Annotated in this window: 13 protein-coding genes; 8 read left to right on the forward strand and 5 right to left on the reverse strand. The window is 42.1% G+C overall.

The window, feature by feature from the left end; all coding sequences use genetic code 11:
• The first annotated feature begins 11 nt into the window (after positions 1-11).
• From earP to VQ643_RS00660, 5 genes are all read left to right on the forward strand, one after another.
• On the forward strand, positions 12-1,139 hold the full coding sequence (gene earP / locus VQ643_RS00640; RefSeq protein WP_414197254.1) for an elongation factor P maturation arginine rhamnosyltransferase EarP: 1,128 nt from the start codon (positions 12-14) through the stop codon (positions 1,137-1,139).
• Positions 1,140-1,182: 43 nt separating this feature from the next.
• Entirely contained in the window at positions 1,183-1,749 is a 567-nt protein-coding gene (gene efp, locus VQ643_RS00645) for an elongation factor P (RefSeq protein WP_414197255.1), read from the forward strand.
• A 67-nt stretch (positions 1,750-1,816) separates the two neighbouring features.
• Positions 1,817-2,569: a sulfite exporter TauE/SafE family protein gene (locus VQ643_RS00650; RefSeq protein WP_414197257.1), complete on the forward strand. Its 753-nt coding sequence runs from the start codon at positions 1,817-1,819 to the stop codon at positions 2,567-2,569.
• Between the two features lie 21 nt (positions 2,570-2,590).
• Positions 2,591-3,202, forward strand: a complete 612-nt coding sequence (locus VQ643_RS00655) for a hypothetical protein (protein WP_414197258.1) — start codon at positions 2,591-2,593, stop codon at positions 3,200-3,202.
• Positions 3,203-3,326: 124 nt separating this feature from the next.
• On the forward strand, positions 3,327-3,995 hold the full coding sequence (locus VQ643_RS00660) for a TetR/AcrR family transcriptional regulator (protein ID WP_414197259.1): 669 nt from the start codon (positions 3,327-3,329) through the stop codon (positions 3,993-3,995).
• Here VQ643_RS00660 and VQ643_RS00665 read toward each other — a convergent pair.
• A complete protein-coding gene (locus VQ643_RS00665; protein ID WP_414197261.1) occupies positions 3,967-5,592 on the reverse strand; it encodes a phosphoethanolamine transferase in 1,626 nt (541 codons plus the stop codon). The genes VQ643_RS00660 and VQ643_RS00665 overlap by 29 nt on opposite strands.
• A 175-nt stretch (positions 5,593-5,767) precedes the next feature.
• Here VQ643_RS00665 and VQ643_RS00670 point away from each other — a divergent pair, with 175 nt between their 5' ends.
• On the forward strand, positions 5,768-6,643 hold the full coding sequence (locus VQ643_RS00670) for an alpha/beta hydrolase family protein (RefSeq protein WP_414197263.1): 876 nt from the start codon (positions 5,768-5,770) through the stop codon (positions 6,641-6,643).
• A gap of 74 nt (positions 6,644-6,717) precedes the next feature.
• Here VQ643_RS00670 and VQ643_RS00675 read toward each other — a convergent pair whose 3' ends face one another.
• From VQ643_RS00675 to VQ643_RS00690, 4 genes are all read right to left on the reverse strand, one after another.
• Positions 6,718-7,458 carry a YciK family oxidoreductase gene (locus tag VQ643_RS00675; protein ID WP_414197265.1) on the reverse strand — a complete coding sequence of 247 codons (741 nt, stop codon included), beginning with the start codon at positions 7,456-7,458 and terminating at the stop codon, positions 6,718-6,720.
• A gap of 25 nt (positions 7,459-7,483) precedes the next feature.
• On the reverse strand, positions 7,484-8,155 hold the full coding sequence (locus tag VQ643_RS00680) for an HAD family hydrolase (protein ID WP_414197267.1): 672 nt from the start codon (positions 8,153-8,155) through the stop codon (positions 7,484-7,486).
• The gene (ubiG, locus tag VQ643_RS00685; RefSeq protein ID WP_414197269.1) at positions 8,155-8,856 is read right to left on the reverse strand and encodes a bifunctional 2-polyprenyl-6-hydroxyphenol methylase/3-demethylubiquinol 3-O-methyltransferase UbiG; all 702 of its coding nucleotides are present in this window, start codon (positions 8,854-8,856) and stop codon (positions 8,155-8,157) included. Before ubiG ends, VQ643_RS00680 begins: the two co-directional genes overlap by 1 nt.
• A 207-nt stretch (positions 8,857-9,063) precedes the next feature.
• The gene (locus VQ643_RS00690) at positions 9,064-10,410 is read right to left on the reverse strand and encodes a TRZ/ATZ family hydrolase (protein ID WP_414197271.1); all 1,347 of its coding nucleotides are present in this window, start codon (positions 10,408-10,410) and stop codon (positions 9,064-9,066) included.
• Between the two features lie 153 nt (positions 10,411-10,563).
• Here VQ643_RS00690 and mtnA point away from each other — a divergent pair, with 153 nt between their 5' ends.
• Together mtnA and gyrA are read left to right on the forward strand one after the other, a co-directional pair.
• Entirely contained in the window at positions 10,564-11,637 is a 1,074-nt protein-coding gene (mtnA, locus tag VQ643_RS00695; RefSeq protein WP_414197273.1) for an S-methyl-5-thioribose-1-phosphate isomerase, read from the forward strand.
• Positions 11,638-11,747: 110 nt separating this feature from the next.
• Positions 11,748-14,498 (forward strand): DNA gyrase subunit A, encoded by a 2,751-nt coding sequence (gyrA, locus tag VQ643_RS00700; protein WP_414197275.1) that lies wholly within the window; start codon positions 11,748-11,750, stop codon positions 14,496-14,498.
• The last annotated feature ends 6 nt before the right edge of the window (positions 14,499-14,504 follow it).

Genomic DNA, 14,504 nt, shown 5'->3' on the forward strand with positions numbered 1-14,504 from the left:
AGGTTTTTAGCATGCGTTGGGATATATTTTGTAAGGTAATTGATAATTTTGGCGATATTGGGGTGACTTGGCGTTTGGCGCGACAGTTACAACATGAGCATGGTTATCAAGTTCGTTTGTGGGTTGATGAGCTAGAAGCTTTTTATGCCATTTGTCCTGCCGCAGCCAATACGTTGCAACGACAAACCATTGAGCATGTTGAAATATATACATGGAATGAATATAACTTACAGATAGCTCAGGCAGCCGATGTTGTTATTGAAGCTTTTGCTTGTGAGATCCCAGCGTCTTATTTAGACAAAATGCGTGAAAAAGCGCTCAAACCTTTATGGTTAAATCTAGAATACTTAACAGCGCAAACATGGGCAGCCGACTGCCATGCATTACCTTCTATGCAAGGTGCTGGGTTATCAAAGTTTTTCTTTTTTCCAGGATTTAGTGAGGCCGTTGGGGGCTTGCTACGTGAGCGTGATCTAATCGCGCAGCGAGATGCGTTTATTGCATCGCCTCAGGCGCAAGCTACTTTTTTAGCAAGTTTAGGCGTGAAAAAGGCCGAAGGTAGGCAGCTTATTAGTTTATTTGCTTATGAGAATGAGGCGGTTGCAAGCTGGCTAGATGCGCTCAGTGTGCAACCACAAAAAAACCATGTTTTAGTTCCTAGGAGCAAGGTTTTATCTAGCGTGCAGGCTTGGTTAGGCGCTGAGCTTTCTCGAGGTAAAGTAGTGCAGCGAGGCCAGTTAAATATCCAGTTAATTGAATTTGTCGAGCAGCGTGAGTTTGACAAGTTGCTCTGGTGCTGCGATGTTAACTGTGTAAGAGGTGAAGATTCGTTAGTTAGAGCTATTTGGGCTGGAAAGCCATTTGTTTGGCATATTTATCCGCAAGATGACGATGCTCACTGGGATAAACTTAATGCTTTTTTAGAGCTATACTTGGCGACGACGCCAGAACCTATTAAAACCTATATTAGTCAGTTTTTTATTGATTGGAATGCACAGCAAATAACAGCAACAAGCTGGAAGTGCTGGCAAGAAAACTGGGTACAGATACAAGCTGTGACAGAAAACTTCACTAATCAGCAAATTAAATTGCCTGATCTTGCATCAAGACTAGCTAATTTTCATAAAAATTGGCTATGATGCGCACCTAAATTTTGTCAACCATTTTTGATGGACATTCAGTATGAAAACAGCACAAGAGTTTCGCGCCGGTCAAGTTGTTAGCATCGACGGAACACCATGGGTTATTCAAAAAGCCGAATTTAACAAGTCTGGTCGTAACGCCGCTGTGGTGAAAATGAAGTTAAAGAACTTACTTAATGGTTCTGCAACTGAAACCGTATTCCGTGCTGACGACAAGCTAGAGCCAGTTATCCTTGAGCGTAAAGACGTAACCTATTCTTATTTTGCAGATCCTCTTTATGTGTTTATGGATGAAGAGTACAACCAATACGAAGTAGAACAGGTGGACCTAGAAGGTGTTTTACCTTTCATTCAAGACGGCATGCAAGATGTTTGCGCCGCTGTGTTCTATAACGGTAAAGTTATTTCTATCGAGCTGCCTACGATTATTGTTCGTGAAATTGTTTACACTGAACCAGCCGTACGTGGCGATACCTCAGGTAAAGTCATGAAAGTGGCACGCTTAGCCACTGACCACGAAATTTCTGTAGCCTCATTCTGTGAAATTGGTGACTCAATTGAGATTGATACGCGCACAGGTGAATATAGAGCACGTGTTAAAGCTTAATTGACATATTCTGTAAAAAAGCCCAGTTTAACTGGGTTTTTTTATGTTTAGAGCATAGGAATAGGCAATGGATATCATAGAAATTATCGGAAACTTGGTGCTAGGAGGGCTATTAGGTTTAGTGGGAGGTATTTTTGGTATTGGTGGTGGTTTAATTGCCATTCCTGCGTTAGGTATTTTCTTTGGCTTAGATCAACAGCTAGCTCAAGGTACAGCATTGGTTATGGTGGTACCCAATGTTTTAATGAGTTGTTGGCGGTATTATCAGCGCAATAAAATTAATTGGCGTCATGCCTTGCTACTGGCAAGTTTTTCTTTTGCTTTAGCCTGGGTTGGGGCAAAAATTGCTGTCGGTTTAGATAATCAGCAAATGCGTTCCATCTTTGTTGTATTTCTTGTGGTGCTTTCAGTTTGGACTTTTATCCAGCTAAGACTAAGCCGTAGTGAAGGGCAGGACCATGTTACTCAGCCTTGGTATGCGCTGGCTGGTCTAGGTAGTTTTTCTGGCTTTGTTGGTGGATTATTTGGAGTGGGTGGTGCTGTTGTGGCAACGCCAATATTAACGCTATTTTTTGGTTTAACTCAGGTGTTAGCCCAAGGGCTTTCATTGTCTTTAGCTATACCTAGCACTAGCGTTACGTTATTTACTTATGCCATTCATGATCAAATTAATTGGACTATGGGGATTCCCTTAGCTATTGGCGGCATTTTAACGGTTAGCTATGGCGTAAAAATAGCGCATGCTATGCCGCAGCGTTTGCTAAGAAAACTATTTGCAGGCTTTTTACTGGTAAGCGCCGTTTTATTATTTAATAGCTAAATTTAAAATGGGTTTTTAAATATGGGAACTATTAAAACAGGATTTTGGAATTGTAAATTTATTATCACCCCTGAAGAATTTGCACAATTTATTGAAAAAGCGGTTGAGTATAAAATAAAATTTCATCTTCCTGACTATCAATCTACGCAGTTAACAGCTGAGCAGCTTTTAGAAAAATATATCCAGTTTTATCAAGAGTTAACCGCGTTAGAGCAGCCAGAACTGCACCGTGGCTTTGTTTGTAGCCTAATTGTTGAATATTCAGGCGGCACTAGTGGCTTTCATTTGGTTAATACTGATGTGCGTTTATTTTCAGGTCGTAGTTATTTGGACCGCGCTTTATCTTATTTAAATATTACTTTTCCCAAAGGTAAGGCTGTTGATACTGAAGATGGAAAGTATTTTTATTACGAAGATATTTTACTTACAGAATCCGATGTTTATGCTATTTATGAAAAATTAACTGATTTTGTTAAAAGCCGAACTAAGCCGCTACGTTTTGAGGCATTAGTGATAGATGAAATTAAACAGGTAAAGCCAGCTGCTGTTAGGATTAGCCAGCAAGCAGCAAGGGACATTGAACACAGTTGGTATTTTAAAAAAATGCAATTAACGATGCGAAGTTTTAAGTAATCCAGCTATTTTATGCTGTGGATAGCCTTGCTTTGAGAGTGTAATTTTAAAATCCTATTACGGCTTAGAGAGCACTAGCCTGATGAGACGTGGTATTTGACTGGAGGAGGCAAAACCTCGCCATGTGTGTTATTGTTTATGTTCTAGATTTGGAGAATTTATGCGCCCCCTATCAGAACTGACACCGAAAGGCTTAAAAAGATATAAAGCCATAGTAGAAGCCGCACGTGAGGTTTTTATTGAGTATGGTTTTTCTGGTGCTAGCATTGAGAAAGTGATTGCGCTGTCTGGCGGCTCTTTTGCCACTGTATATCGGCTGTTTGGTGATAAAGAAGGCTTGTTTATTGCCGTTGTTGAGTCTATGGTAAATGACATATTTTCGCCTGAAGAGCTAGAAAAGCAGAGCTATAAACCAGAAACTTTAGAAGCTACTTTGGAGTATTATGGTATTTTATTTCTGAATAAAATACTCGATAGCAGAACCATTGCAGTATATAAACTAGCAATCAATGACGCTTATGTTTTACCTAAAATAGGTAGTAATTTTTTTACTAAAGGCCCTGAGCATGTTTATAAATTACTCTCAGATAGATTAACGCCATTTCTTGATCAGCGGTTTGAAAAGTATGAAATTGATAGGCTGGCATGCCAGTACCTATCAATGCTTCAGTCGGATTTATTTACAAAAGCGCTTTGCTATAAAGATATTGTCATCACGCAAACAGAGATAAATAGTCAAGTACAGTATTCTATTTCTTTTATGCTTAGTTATCTAAAAGCTCGCAGCCAGTAAATATGTCTAACTCCTTATTATAAATTTCCGTTTTAATTTCAAGGGCACTTAATAGTGAATTAAATAAATAATCATGACTAAAGTTATTGTGCTCAGCTTTATTGATTAAGCAGTTTTTACTAACGGTCTTATTTTCATAATAGTCATCAGCGCTCCAGAATATCATAGGTATATGTTTTTGTTCTTGGGGAGCTATAGCGTAAGGAGCGCTGTGTAAATAGACACCTTTTTCTCCTAATGACTCGCCATGATCTGAAACATAGAGCATAGCAACTTCGTATTTTTCTGAGTAGTGTTCTAGTAGTTGAATTGTTTTCGCTAATAAATCATCCACTTGAAGTATAGTATTGTCATATACGTTAATTAATTCTTCTTCTGTGTAGTTTTCAATTGCATTTGTTTTGCAAGCGGGTTCAAATAGATGCTTGAGTGTAGGGCGATAGCGATTGTAATACTCTGGGCCATGACTGCCATTAGTATGTAGAACTATAAAGGTGTTAGTTTCTTGGTCGTTAATAAAATCGTCTAAATTATCTAACAGGTGATCGTCATAATATAAGCCACCAAACGAAGGAGCGTCTTTGCTAATATACTCCTTAACTTTTTGAGTGGGTATACGTTTACAGACACCCTTGCAACCAAAATCATTTTCTCTCCATAAGACCCGATACCCTGCTTTTTGGATAATATCTAAAATATTCTCCCTAGCGTGTGCTACAGAGGAGGAGTATTCTGTTCGCGTCATATTAGAAAACATGCAAGGTACTGAAACAGAAGTCGCTGTGCCGCAAGAGTACATATGTTTAAAACTAATGATGTTAGACAGGTTGGCGAGTTGAGGATTGGTAAGTTTGTGATAACCATTCAAAGAGAAATTTTGAGAACGAGAAGTCTCACCTAACACTAAGATAAATAGCTTTTTTCTGGTATGAGTAATATAAGCATCTTGAGCAATTTGCTCTAAAGGTCGAAAGGTATTTGAGCTTTCAGCAGCGTACTTGTAGATGCTATTTATAATATTGACAGGCATTATTAATTTTACAAGATGTCTGTTGTTTCTACTGATGGCAGCAAACTCTTTGTAGAAAGGATATACCGAAAATATGCAAACTATAAAAAGAATAGTTATTACTCCTAGTCTTTTTATCATACTTCTTATTCGTGAGTCGTTAGTTTCAATTTTTATGAAGATAATGATTAGTGCAGGAAGTAGCGCGGCTACAAATAGCCATAACAACATGTCTAATGTTATTAAGCTTACCGCTTCACCTATTTCTGTTTCAAAAATATTGCTCAGCATTACCTTGTCAATATAAATATTATACTTTAAATAAAAATAATTGCTGAGTGCTGTGCCTATGATAAAAAAAATACTCACTAATTTTAAGAAGGGCTGCCAAAGTAAAAGCAAAAAACAAAAGGCAATAAAGCAAAAAATAAAAACAGCGACCGATAGCATTAATAGCGCTTTATCGACTCCTGAGCTGTTGATCACTGTATTCAATGATAGCCAGAATGAAATGTTGAGCACTAGAGTGAAGCAGGCGGATAGAAGCAGAATGAAACAGAGGCTGTTTGTCTTTACGATGTAACGCACGATGCTAGACCTTGGGAAAAATATGTAATATAGATTACATAAAAAAATAAAGGCGTCAAATGATTTGCTTAAAATTATTGTAATGTATTGATTTTATTGAATTTATTTTCACCTTGAAAACCTTTTTGGTGGCTCTTATAATTAAAATGTAAGCTACATTACAGGAAGTGGATAAATGCGATTATACCTCGTGCTGCTTTTGCTCAGTTGCTGTTCTTTGGCGCAGGCTGTGGAGAGAGCGTTTTTTCGAGAAGATGGCAGTAAAATTGAGTATTATTTAATGAGTGAAAATAAGACAAAAACATTGCTTGTTGTTCTACAAGGAAGTGATTGCAATAGTGTTTATAATAACCAGTTTGTCCGTGAAAACTTTACGCAGCTCGTAGAAGCTGATGTATTGTTAGTTGAAAAATATGCTATTACGAATGAACTGCCGTATAGACTCGATGAAGCTCGATCTGATTGCCCAGTGGACTATTTGTTAAATGACTCTGTGCTGCAACGCAGGGACGATTATTTGCATGTCTTAGCCTATCTAAAGTCTCACTATGAAAAAATATATTTATTGGGTGGAAGTGAAGGTGCTGTCGTGGCAGCGTTAATTGCGCACAAGGCTGATTATATTGACAAGGCTGTCTTAATTAATGGTGGGAGTCGCTTTTTTCTGGATGATATTTTGCATAATCTCGCTGCAACAGTGCCTACTGAACATTTAGCGGCAGCTCAGGCCGACTTTATTGCCAAAGTGAAAGGCTTAGCATCAGCTAACTCTGGTAGTCTATCAGGGCATGGTGCGAAATGGTGGCGAGATGCAATGGCGGTAGATTTGCAGCATAGCTTAGAACAGAGCCAGGTGCGCTTACTCTATATCCAGACGACAAAGGATGAAAATGTGGATTGGCAAGGAGCGCTTGCTATGTCACAAGCTTTGACTAATAAGAACGTTAAGTTTGTTTTTATTGATCATCAAAACCATTTTTTTCTTGATCAAAATGGAGCGTCTTTGGTTAAGGTCGTTAAAGAAATGATTGTCGACTGGCTAGCTGACTAAGCTCTAGGTTAACTGAGCAACGCCTGCCTTAGCTCAGTTGATACAGGCGTTATCTAGCTGATACAGAAGAGGTTTTAGTCTTGAGCGTTAAAGGCTTTACCATTTTCATGTTGGCTATCTTCACCCATTAGGTAAAGGTAAACAGGCATGATTTCTTCTGGTGTAGGATTGTTGTCTGGATTTTCTCCAGGATAGGCATGGGCGCGCATATTGGTGCGTGTGGCGCCAGGGTTGAGGCTGTTGACACGTACATTGGTTTCATCCATTTCATCAGCCATTACTTGCATTAAGCCTTCTGTGGCAAATTTAGAAACCGCATAAGCTCCCCAGTAGGCGCGTCCTTTACGGCCAACGCTGCTTGAGGTGAAAACAACAGAGGCATCTTGAGAGAGGCGCAGAATAGGGATCATGGCGCGGGTTAAGTTAAAGGCAGCATTTACATTGATATTCATGACACGGTTAAAGTGCTCCCCGCTGAGCTGCTCTAGTGGCGTGCGCGGCCCTAGAATGGAGGCATTATGTAGTAGCCCATCTAGGCGACCAAAGGCTTGCTCAATCATGGCTGCTAGTTCGTTGTATTGTGGTGTTTGGGCGCTTTCTAAGTCTAAGGGAATAACAACAGGTTCAGGATTACCTTGGGCAATAATTTGGTCATAAATGGCATTTAGCGCGTCCTCTTGGCGGCCTAATAAGAGGACGGTGGCGCCATGTGCGGCGAAGCATTGTGCGGCAGTTGCACCTATGCCTGAACTGGCACCTGTAACTAAAATAACGCGATCTTTTAGTAAGTCATTTCGCGCATGATATGCAAACATAATTAACTCTCTAGCAAAATGTTCTTTAACAGCTACAGCTTGTTCGCTCAATAATAGCTAACAACTCTTGGGGCTGATTGATCACTGCATTGGCACCCCAGTTATCAGGGTTGTCTTGCGGGTGAATATAGCCATAGCGTGCAGCAATACTGTACATCCCAGCAGCCTCAGCAGCCTGAATATCTCGTTGATCATCCCCAATATAGAGTACCTTTTGGGGTTCTACTTGCAAAATTTCACAGGCTTTAAGCAACATATCGGGGGCAGGTTTGCTGTTTTCCACATGCTCGGGGCACATTAAAACAGCACAGCGTTGCTCTAAGTCGAGCTGCTGGAGAATAGGTTCGGCATAACGTACGGGTTTATTTGTCGCAATACCCCAGATAATACCTGCTTGTTCTAGCTGGGTTAATACGTTTTTCATACCAGCAAATAAGGAGGTATGTACGGCGCATTGGGTTTGATAACGCTTTAAAAATTCTTGGCGTAAGGCTTCAAAGGCGCTATCGGATTCACTGATTTCGAGTGCAGTTTCAACAATGGCAGCAGCACCACCGGAGATAACTTCTCGAATGCGTGGCGCTGGCATTTCAGGAAGGCCATGCTCAACACGCATTTGTTGAGCAATGGAAATAAAATCTAAGGCGGTATCCATTAAGGTGCCATCTAGGTCAAACAACACGGCTTGCCAGCGCATTAAGCCTCCTTAACTGTAGCTATCATATAATTCACATCCACATCAGAAGCGACTAGTTTGTAGTTTTTACTGATGGGGTTATAGGTCAGTCCTGTCATATCTGTAACTGTTAAGCCAACATCACGACACCAGGCTCCTAGTTCAGAAGGGCGAATAAATTTTTTATAATCATGAGTGCCGCGTGGAATCATTTGCATAATGTATTCGGCGCCAATCACTGCCATTAAATAGGCTTTAGTATTGCGACTAATAGTAGAAAAAAATACCTGCCCACCTGGTTTTACTAGTTCAAAGCAAGAGCGAATAACCGAGGCTGGGTCGGGTACATGTTCTAACATTTCAAGACAAGTCACTACGTCAAACTGCTCAGGCATTTCGACAGCTAAGTTTTCTGCTGTGATTTGTCGGTAATCAATGGTGAGATTTGATTCTAGTTGGTGTAAACGGGCTACTGATAAAGGCGCTTCGCCCATGTCGATACCCGTTACTTGTGCGCCGCGGTGTGCCATGGCTTCGCTTAAAATACCACCGCCACAGCCCACATCTAGTACTTTTTTACCAGCTAAAGAAGCACGCTGATCTATCCAGTTCACGCGCAGTGGGTTGATATCGTGCAAGGGTTTGAATTCGCTTTCCCGATCCCACCAGCGGTGTGCTAAGGCTTCAAATTTGGCAATTTCAGCCTGATCGACGTTTGACATACCAGCTCCTCGTAAACGCAGCAGCAAAACAGAATTGATATATGATGCCATTTAATTGAAAAGTGCCCAAGGTTTGTCTTGGTAAATTGCTAGTAAATATAAAATTTTGACTCATTACTTGATATAACAAGCTAAATTGAAGTTTGCAAACTCAGGCTGGGAACTTTTTAATTTTTAAAAAATACCTAATGCTTTTGTGGTGGTACACTATTTTTGAGTAGTGTCTGCTCGATGATCAAAAGCAGCAATCTTTAAACCCCACTCGCGTGTGGTTTGCACTAATGCGGCCTCATCAATACGGATTAAATGATGATCTTTTACCAGTAGTTTTCCGCCAACCCAAACATGTCGCACACAGGATGCATTGCTGGCGTAAATAAGTTGTGATACAGGGTCGTAAACAGGCTGTTGAGCTAATTTATTTAAATCAAAGGCTACTAAGTCTGCCCATTTGCCAATTTCAATAGAGCCTATACTGTCTTCTAGGCCTAGGGTTTTAGCACCATTTAGGGTTGCCATGCGCAATGCTTGGTGAGCATTTAATGCACTTGCGCTACCAGCGATAGCTTTGGCAAGAAGGGCTGCGGTACGTGTTTCACTGAGTAGATCAAGGTCGTTATTACTGGCTGCGCCATCAGTGCCTAGCGAAATGTTAATCCCCGCTTGTTCTAGTCGGTCAACTGGGCAGAATCCGCTGGCCAGCTTTAAGTTAGATTCAGGGCAGTGCACCACATGAGAGCTCGTTTTTCTGAGTATTTCAATATCGTCTGCGCTAACTTGTGTCATATGTACTGCTTGAAAATGAGGTCCTAGCAAGCCAAGTTTTTCAAGGCGTGCTAAAGGACGCATGCCATGTATAGCTAAACTTTTCTCAATTTCATGGGCCGTTTCATGTACGTGCATTTGAATTGGGCAGTCTAGCTGGGCGGTTAGAGTAGCAATGTTGCGTAACCCGTCATCATTTACAGTGTAGGGTGCATGAGGGCCTAGTCCAATTTGTATACGAGGGTGGTTTTTTAGATCATTAAATAACACGAGTCCTTGCTTAATGGCTATTTGTGAACTAGCCGCACCCGGAACTGGAAAGTCTAAAATAGGTACTGTTATTTGCGCTCGAATGCCTTGAGTATGCACTTGTTGAGCCGCTATTTCAGGATAAAAATACATGTCTGAGTAGGTAGTAATGCCGCTTTTTAATTGCTCCGCAATGGCAAGATCAGTACCTACACGAATAAAATCTTCATTGACCCATTTAGCTTCAGCAGGCCAAATATGATCTTGTAACCAAGTTTGCAGTGGCAGATCATCTGCTAGTCCACGAAATAGACTCATGGCAGCATGACAGTGAGTATTAATAAGACCAGGTGTCAGTGCGCACTGAAAGAGCTCAATAGTTTCTAAACTGGGAATCTTTAATGCTTTTTCACGTGGTGCTATTAGCGCTATTTTGCCGTCTTTAATGCCTAGTGCGTAATCTGTTAGTACAACACCTGCAGGTTCAACAGGAATTAACCACGTAGGTAGTAGTAAAAGATCAAGCACAGTTTGAGGCATGTAATTATTCCTTGTCATTAGCAAACTAAGGCTGTGGTGCAGTGTAATTAAAAAATGTTACAAGCTGTAGTCTGACGTGAGTATTGCACTACAAGGCACGCAAAAATTGGTTTTTTCGGTATACTTAAGCACTTTTGCAAGGTTGAGGATGCTATGCGAGAAAAAATGTATGCGGCAGAGAAAATTACCGCCTTGCGCTGGCATTCAGGTGTGTTAGAGCTGCTAGATCAACGCGCTTTGCCGCAAGAAATTCTTTGGCTTCATTGTCAGAATGCTGGGCAGGTTGCTCAGGCTATTCGTGAAATGAGCGTGCGTGGTGCGCCTGCTATTGGTATCGCCGCAGCCTTTGCTGTAGTGCTCTCAGTTAAAGCACAACAACATAATCCGCAATGGAAGAATGCTGTTTTGGCTGATATTGAGCTATTGGCAGCCTCTAGGCCGACAGCTGTTAATTTATTCTGGGCCCTGAAACAGTTACGTGCAGTGGTTGAGCAAACATTTGATTGGCAAAACGCTTTAAACCAAACTGAGCAAGCTGCGCAAACTATTTTTGCAGATGACCGAGAGGCCAATCTGACTATGGCAGAATACGGTGCCGCACTTATTAAGCGTGGTTGTGAAACCGCGCAAGAGTTATTGACCCATTGTAATACAGGGGCCTTGGCTACAGGTGGTTTTGGTACAGCTTTGGGGGTTATTCGCGCAGCGCACCATGCGGGCTTAGTCTCATTGGTGCATGTTGATGAAACACGTCCTTGGCTACAAGGTTCTCGCCTAACGGCTTATGAGTTATCTGAAGAAGGTATTTCTGTTAGTTTGAATGTTGATTCCGCTGCAGCGCATTTAATGCGTGAAGGCAATATTACTTGGGTGGTTGTAGGTGCTGATCGAATCACCGCAAATGGCGATGTGGCGAACAAGATAGGCACCTATCAACTGGCGGTGCTTGCACGCTATCATGCTGTTAAATTTATGGTGGTAGCCCCTAGCTCAAGCATTGATATGGAACTAGCACATGGTGGGCTAATTCCCATAGAAGAGCGTGAAGCAAAAGAGCTTGTGCAACTGGCAGGGCAAACTGTAGCAGCACAAGTGCCGGCTTTTAATCCTGTGTTTGATGTAACACCTGCCCATTTAATTGACGCGATAGTCACAGAAAAAGGTGTGGTTGAGCAACCGAACGCAGAAAAAATGTATCAGTTAATGCATTCTGTAAGTTTACATTAGTGAATCTACAGCAAGGCTAAGTAAAACAGTATTGGCACTAGCACAATCAAGGGTGCCATGTGCTATGATGCTTAGCTTGCTTTACTGCGTTATTAAGGAACCAAGCGTCCATGGGTGAATTGGCTAGAGAAATTTTACCGATCAAGATCGAAGACGAAATGCGTCAATCCTATCTTGATTATGCAATGAGCGTAATTGTAGGTCGTGCATTACCAGATGCCCGCGATGGTTTAAAACCAGTGCATCGGCGCGTCCTGTTTGCCATGAAGGAGTTAGGTAATGACTGGAATAAAGCCTACCTCAAGTCTGCCCGTGTTGTTGGCGACGTAATCGGTAAATATCACCCACATGGTGACTCAGCAGTTTATGAAACCATTGTACGTATGGCACAGCCATTCTCAATGCGTTACATGCTGGTGGATGGGCAAGGTAACTTCGGTTCGGTTGATGGCGATAGCGCAGCTGCTATGCGATATACCGAAGTGCGTATGGCGAAAATTACCCATGAATTACTCGCCGATCTAGAAAAAGAAACGGTCGACTGGGTACCCAACTATGATGGCACACAGCAAATCCCAGCGGTATTGCCTACTAAAATTCCTGCCTTGCTGGTTAATGGTTCATCAGGTATTGCGGTGGGTATGGCAACTAATATTCCACCGCATAACCTTACAGAAGTGATCACAGGTTGCCTTGCATTAATTGATAATCCTGATTTATCTGTTGATGATTTAATGCAATACATCCCAGGCCCGGACTTCCCAACGGCTGGTATTATCAATGGCCGAGCGGGCATTATTGAAGCTTACCGTACTGGCCGTGGTCGTGTGTACATGCGTGCCCGTGCTGGATTTGAAGATGTTGATAAAACAGGAACTCGTCAGCAAATTGTAGTGACTGAACTGCCTTATCAAGTTAATAAAGCAAAATTAGTTGAGAAAATTGCTGAACTGGTTAAAGAGAAAAAGATAGAAGGCATCAGCGAGCTACGTGATGAGTCTGATAAGGACGGCATGCGTATTGTGATTGAGCTTCGCCGTGGTGAAATGCCCGAAGTGGTATTGAATAACCTGTATGCACAAACCCAAATGCAATCGGTGTTTGGTATCAATAACGTGGCTTTGGTTGACGGTCGTCCTCGCTTATTGAATTTGCGCGATATGCTAGATGTGTTCTTGCGTCATCGCCGTGAAGTAGTGACACGTCGTACTGTTTATGAGCTGCGTAAAGCGCGTGAACGGGGGCATATTTTAGAGGGGCAAACGGTTGCGCTGTCTAATATTGATCCAGTAATTGAGTTAATCCGCCAATCACCAACACCAGCCGAAGCTAAAGAGCGTTTAATTGCGCACGCTTGGAAGTCAGAAGCAGTAACCGCAATGTTGGAGCGCTCAGGTGCACTTTCATGCCGTCCTGAAGATTTGCCAGAGCAATATGGCATGCGTGATGGCTTTTACCACTTATCGCCTGAGCAAGCACAAGCTATCTTAGATTTACGCTTACACCGCCTAACAGGGCTAGAGCATGAAAAGTTAGTTGCTGAATACCAGCAAATTCTTGAGCAAATTGCAGAATTACTACATATCTTAAATAGCCCTGAGCGTTTACTTGAAGTGATTCGTGAAGAGCTCAATAAAGTGAAAGATGAGTTCGGTGATGAGCGTCGCTCAGAAATCATTGCATCACAAGTTGATTTAACCTCAGCAGATTTAATTCCAGTTGAAGAGCGTGTTGTTACCATTTCCCATGGTGGTTACGCCAAGAGCCAGCCATTAGAGTCTTATCAAGCGCAACGTCGTGGTGGGCGTGGTAAGTCCGCCACAGGTGTGAAAGATGAAGACTATATTGAACATCTTTTAGTGGCTAATAGCCATGCCACATTGCTGCTGTTCTCCAGTAAAGGCAAGGTTTACTGGCTACGTACTTTTGAAATTCCTGAAGCCTCGCGTGCCTCACGTGGTCGCCCATTGGTTAACCTATTACCTTTGGATGACGATGAATGCATTACCGCTATGTTGGAAATTGATCTTGAGGCATTAAATGCCCAAGCAGGTGATGAAGACCTTGATGATACGGATGATGTCATCGAGAGCGCAGCAGAAGTAGTGGAAACTGAGGATGAGGATAGCGCTGACGAGAATGAATACGATGAAGCTGATGGCGCCTATATCTTTATGGCAACAGCTAAAGGTACAGTTAAGAAAACGCCATTGATTCAGTTCCGTCGCCCACGTAGTTCAGGTTTAATTGCGCTGCGCCTTGAAGAGGGCGATACGTTGATTGCAGCAGCGATTACAGATGGTTCTAAGCATGTAATGCTGTTCTCTGATGCTGGCAAAGTCATTCGCTTTAAAGAAAGCAAAGTGCGTCAAATGGGACGTACTGCCCGCGGTGTTCGTGGTATGCGTATCAGTGCTGATCAGCGTTTAATTTCTATGTTGATTCCAGAACTTGAAGCGCAAATTCTAACAGCTTCTGAGAAAGGCTATGGTAAACGTACACCATTGGCTGAGTTCCCGTTACGTGGACGTGGCGGCCAAGGCGTTATTGCTCAAGTGCAAAACGAACGCAATGGCAAGCTTGTCGGTGCAGTGCAGGTGCAGGCTGGTGAAGAGATTATGTTGATCTCTGATCAGGGCACTTTAGTGCGTACGCGGGTTGATGAAGTTTCCTCGCAGTCAAGAAACACACAAGGTGTTACCTTGATTAAGCTAGCTAATAATGAAAAATTAGTTGGCCTTGAGCGAGTGCAAGAACCTTCAGATAACGGTGAAGCAACCGCTGAAGAATTAAGTGATGAAGTCGCCGTTGTTGCAGGTGAAGTGCCCGCAGCCGACGAACTAGGCAATGATCAAGAGTGAGAGCCA

It is taken from the genome of Pseudomonas sp. F1_0610 (genome assembly GCF_047470865.1).
Lineage (GTDB): Bacteria > Pseudomonadota > Gammaproteobacteria > Pseudomonadales > Pseudomonadaceae > JAZDRH01.

Coding starts and splice junctions, on each gene's coding strand:
- earP (WP_414197254.1), top strand. CDS start 12: ATGCGTTGGGATATATTTTGTAAGGTAATTGATAATTTTGGCGATATT.
- efp (WP_414197255.1), top strand. CDS start 1,183: ATGAAAACAGCACAAGAGTTTCGCGCCGGTCAAGTTGTTAGCATCGAC.
- VQ643_RS00650 (WP_414197257.1), top strand. CDS start 1,817: ATGGATATCATAGAAATTATCGGAAACTTGGTGCTAGGAGGGCTATTA.
- VQ643_RS00655 (WP_414197258.1), top strand. CDS start 2,591: ATGGGAACTATTAAAACAGGATTTTGGAATTGTAAATTTATTATCACC.
- VQ643_RS00670 (WP_414197263.1), top strand. CDS start 5,768: ATGCGATTATACCTCGTGCTGCTTTTGCTCAGTTGCTGTTCTTTGGCG.
- VQ643_RS00675 (WP_414197265.1), bottom strand. CDS start 7,458: ATGTTTGCATATCATGCGCGAAATGACTTACTAAAAGATCGCGTTATT.
- VQ643_RS00680 (WP_414197267.1), bottom strand. CDS start 8,155: ATGCGCTGGCAAGCCGTGTTGTTTGACCTAGATGGCACCTTAATGGAT.
- ubiG (WP_414197269.1), bottom strand. CDS start 8,856: ATGTCAAACGTCGATCAGGCTGAAATTGCCAAATTTGAAGCCTTAGCA.
- VQ643_RS00690 (WP_414197271.1), bottom strand. CDS start 10,410: ATGCCTCAAACTGTGCTTGATCTTTTACTACTACCTACGTGGTTAATT.
- mtnA (WP_414197273.1), top strand. CDS start 10,564: ATGCGAGAAAAAATGTATGCGGCAGAGAAAATTACCGCCTTGCGCTGG.
- gyrA (WP_414197275.1), top strand. CDS start 11,748: ATGGGTGAATTGGCTAGAGAAATTTTACCGATCAAGATCGAAGACGAA.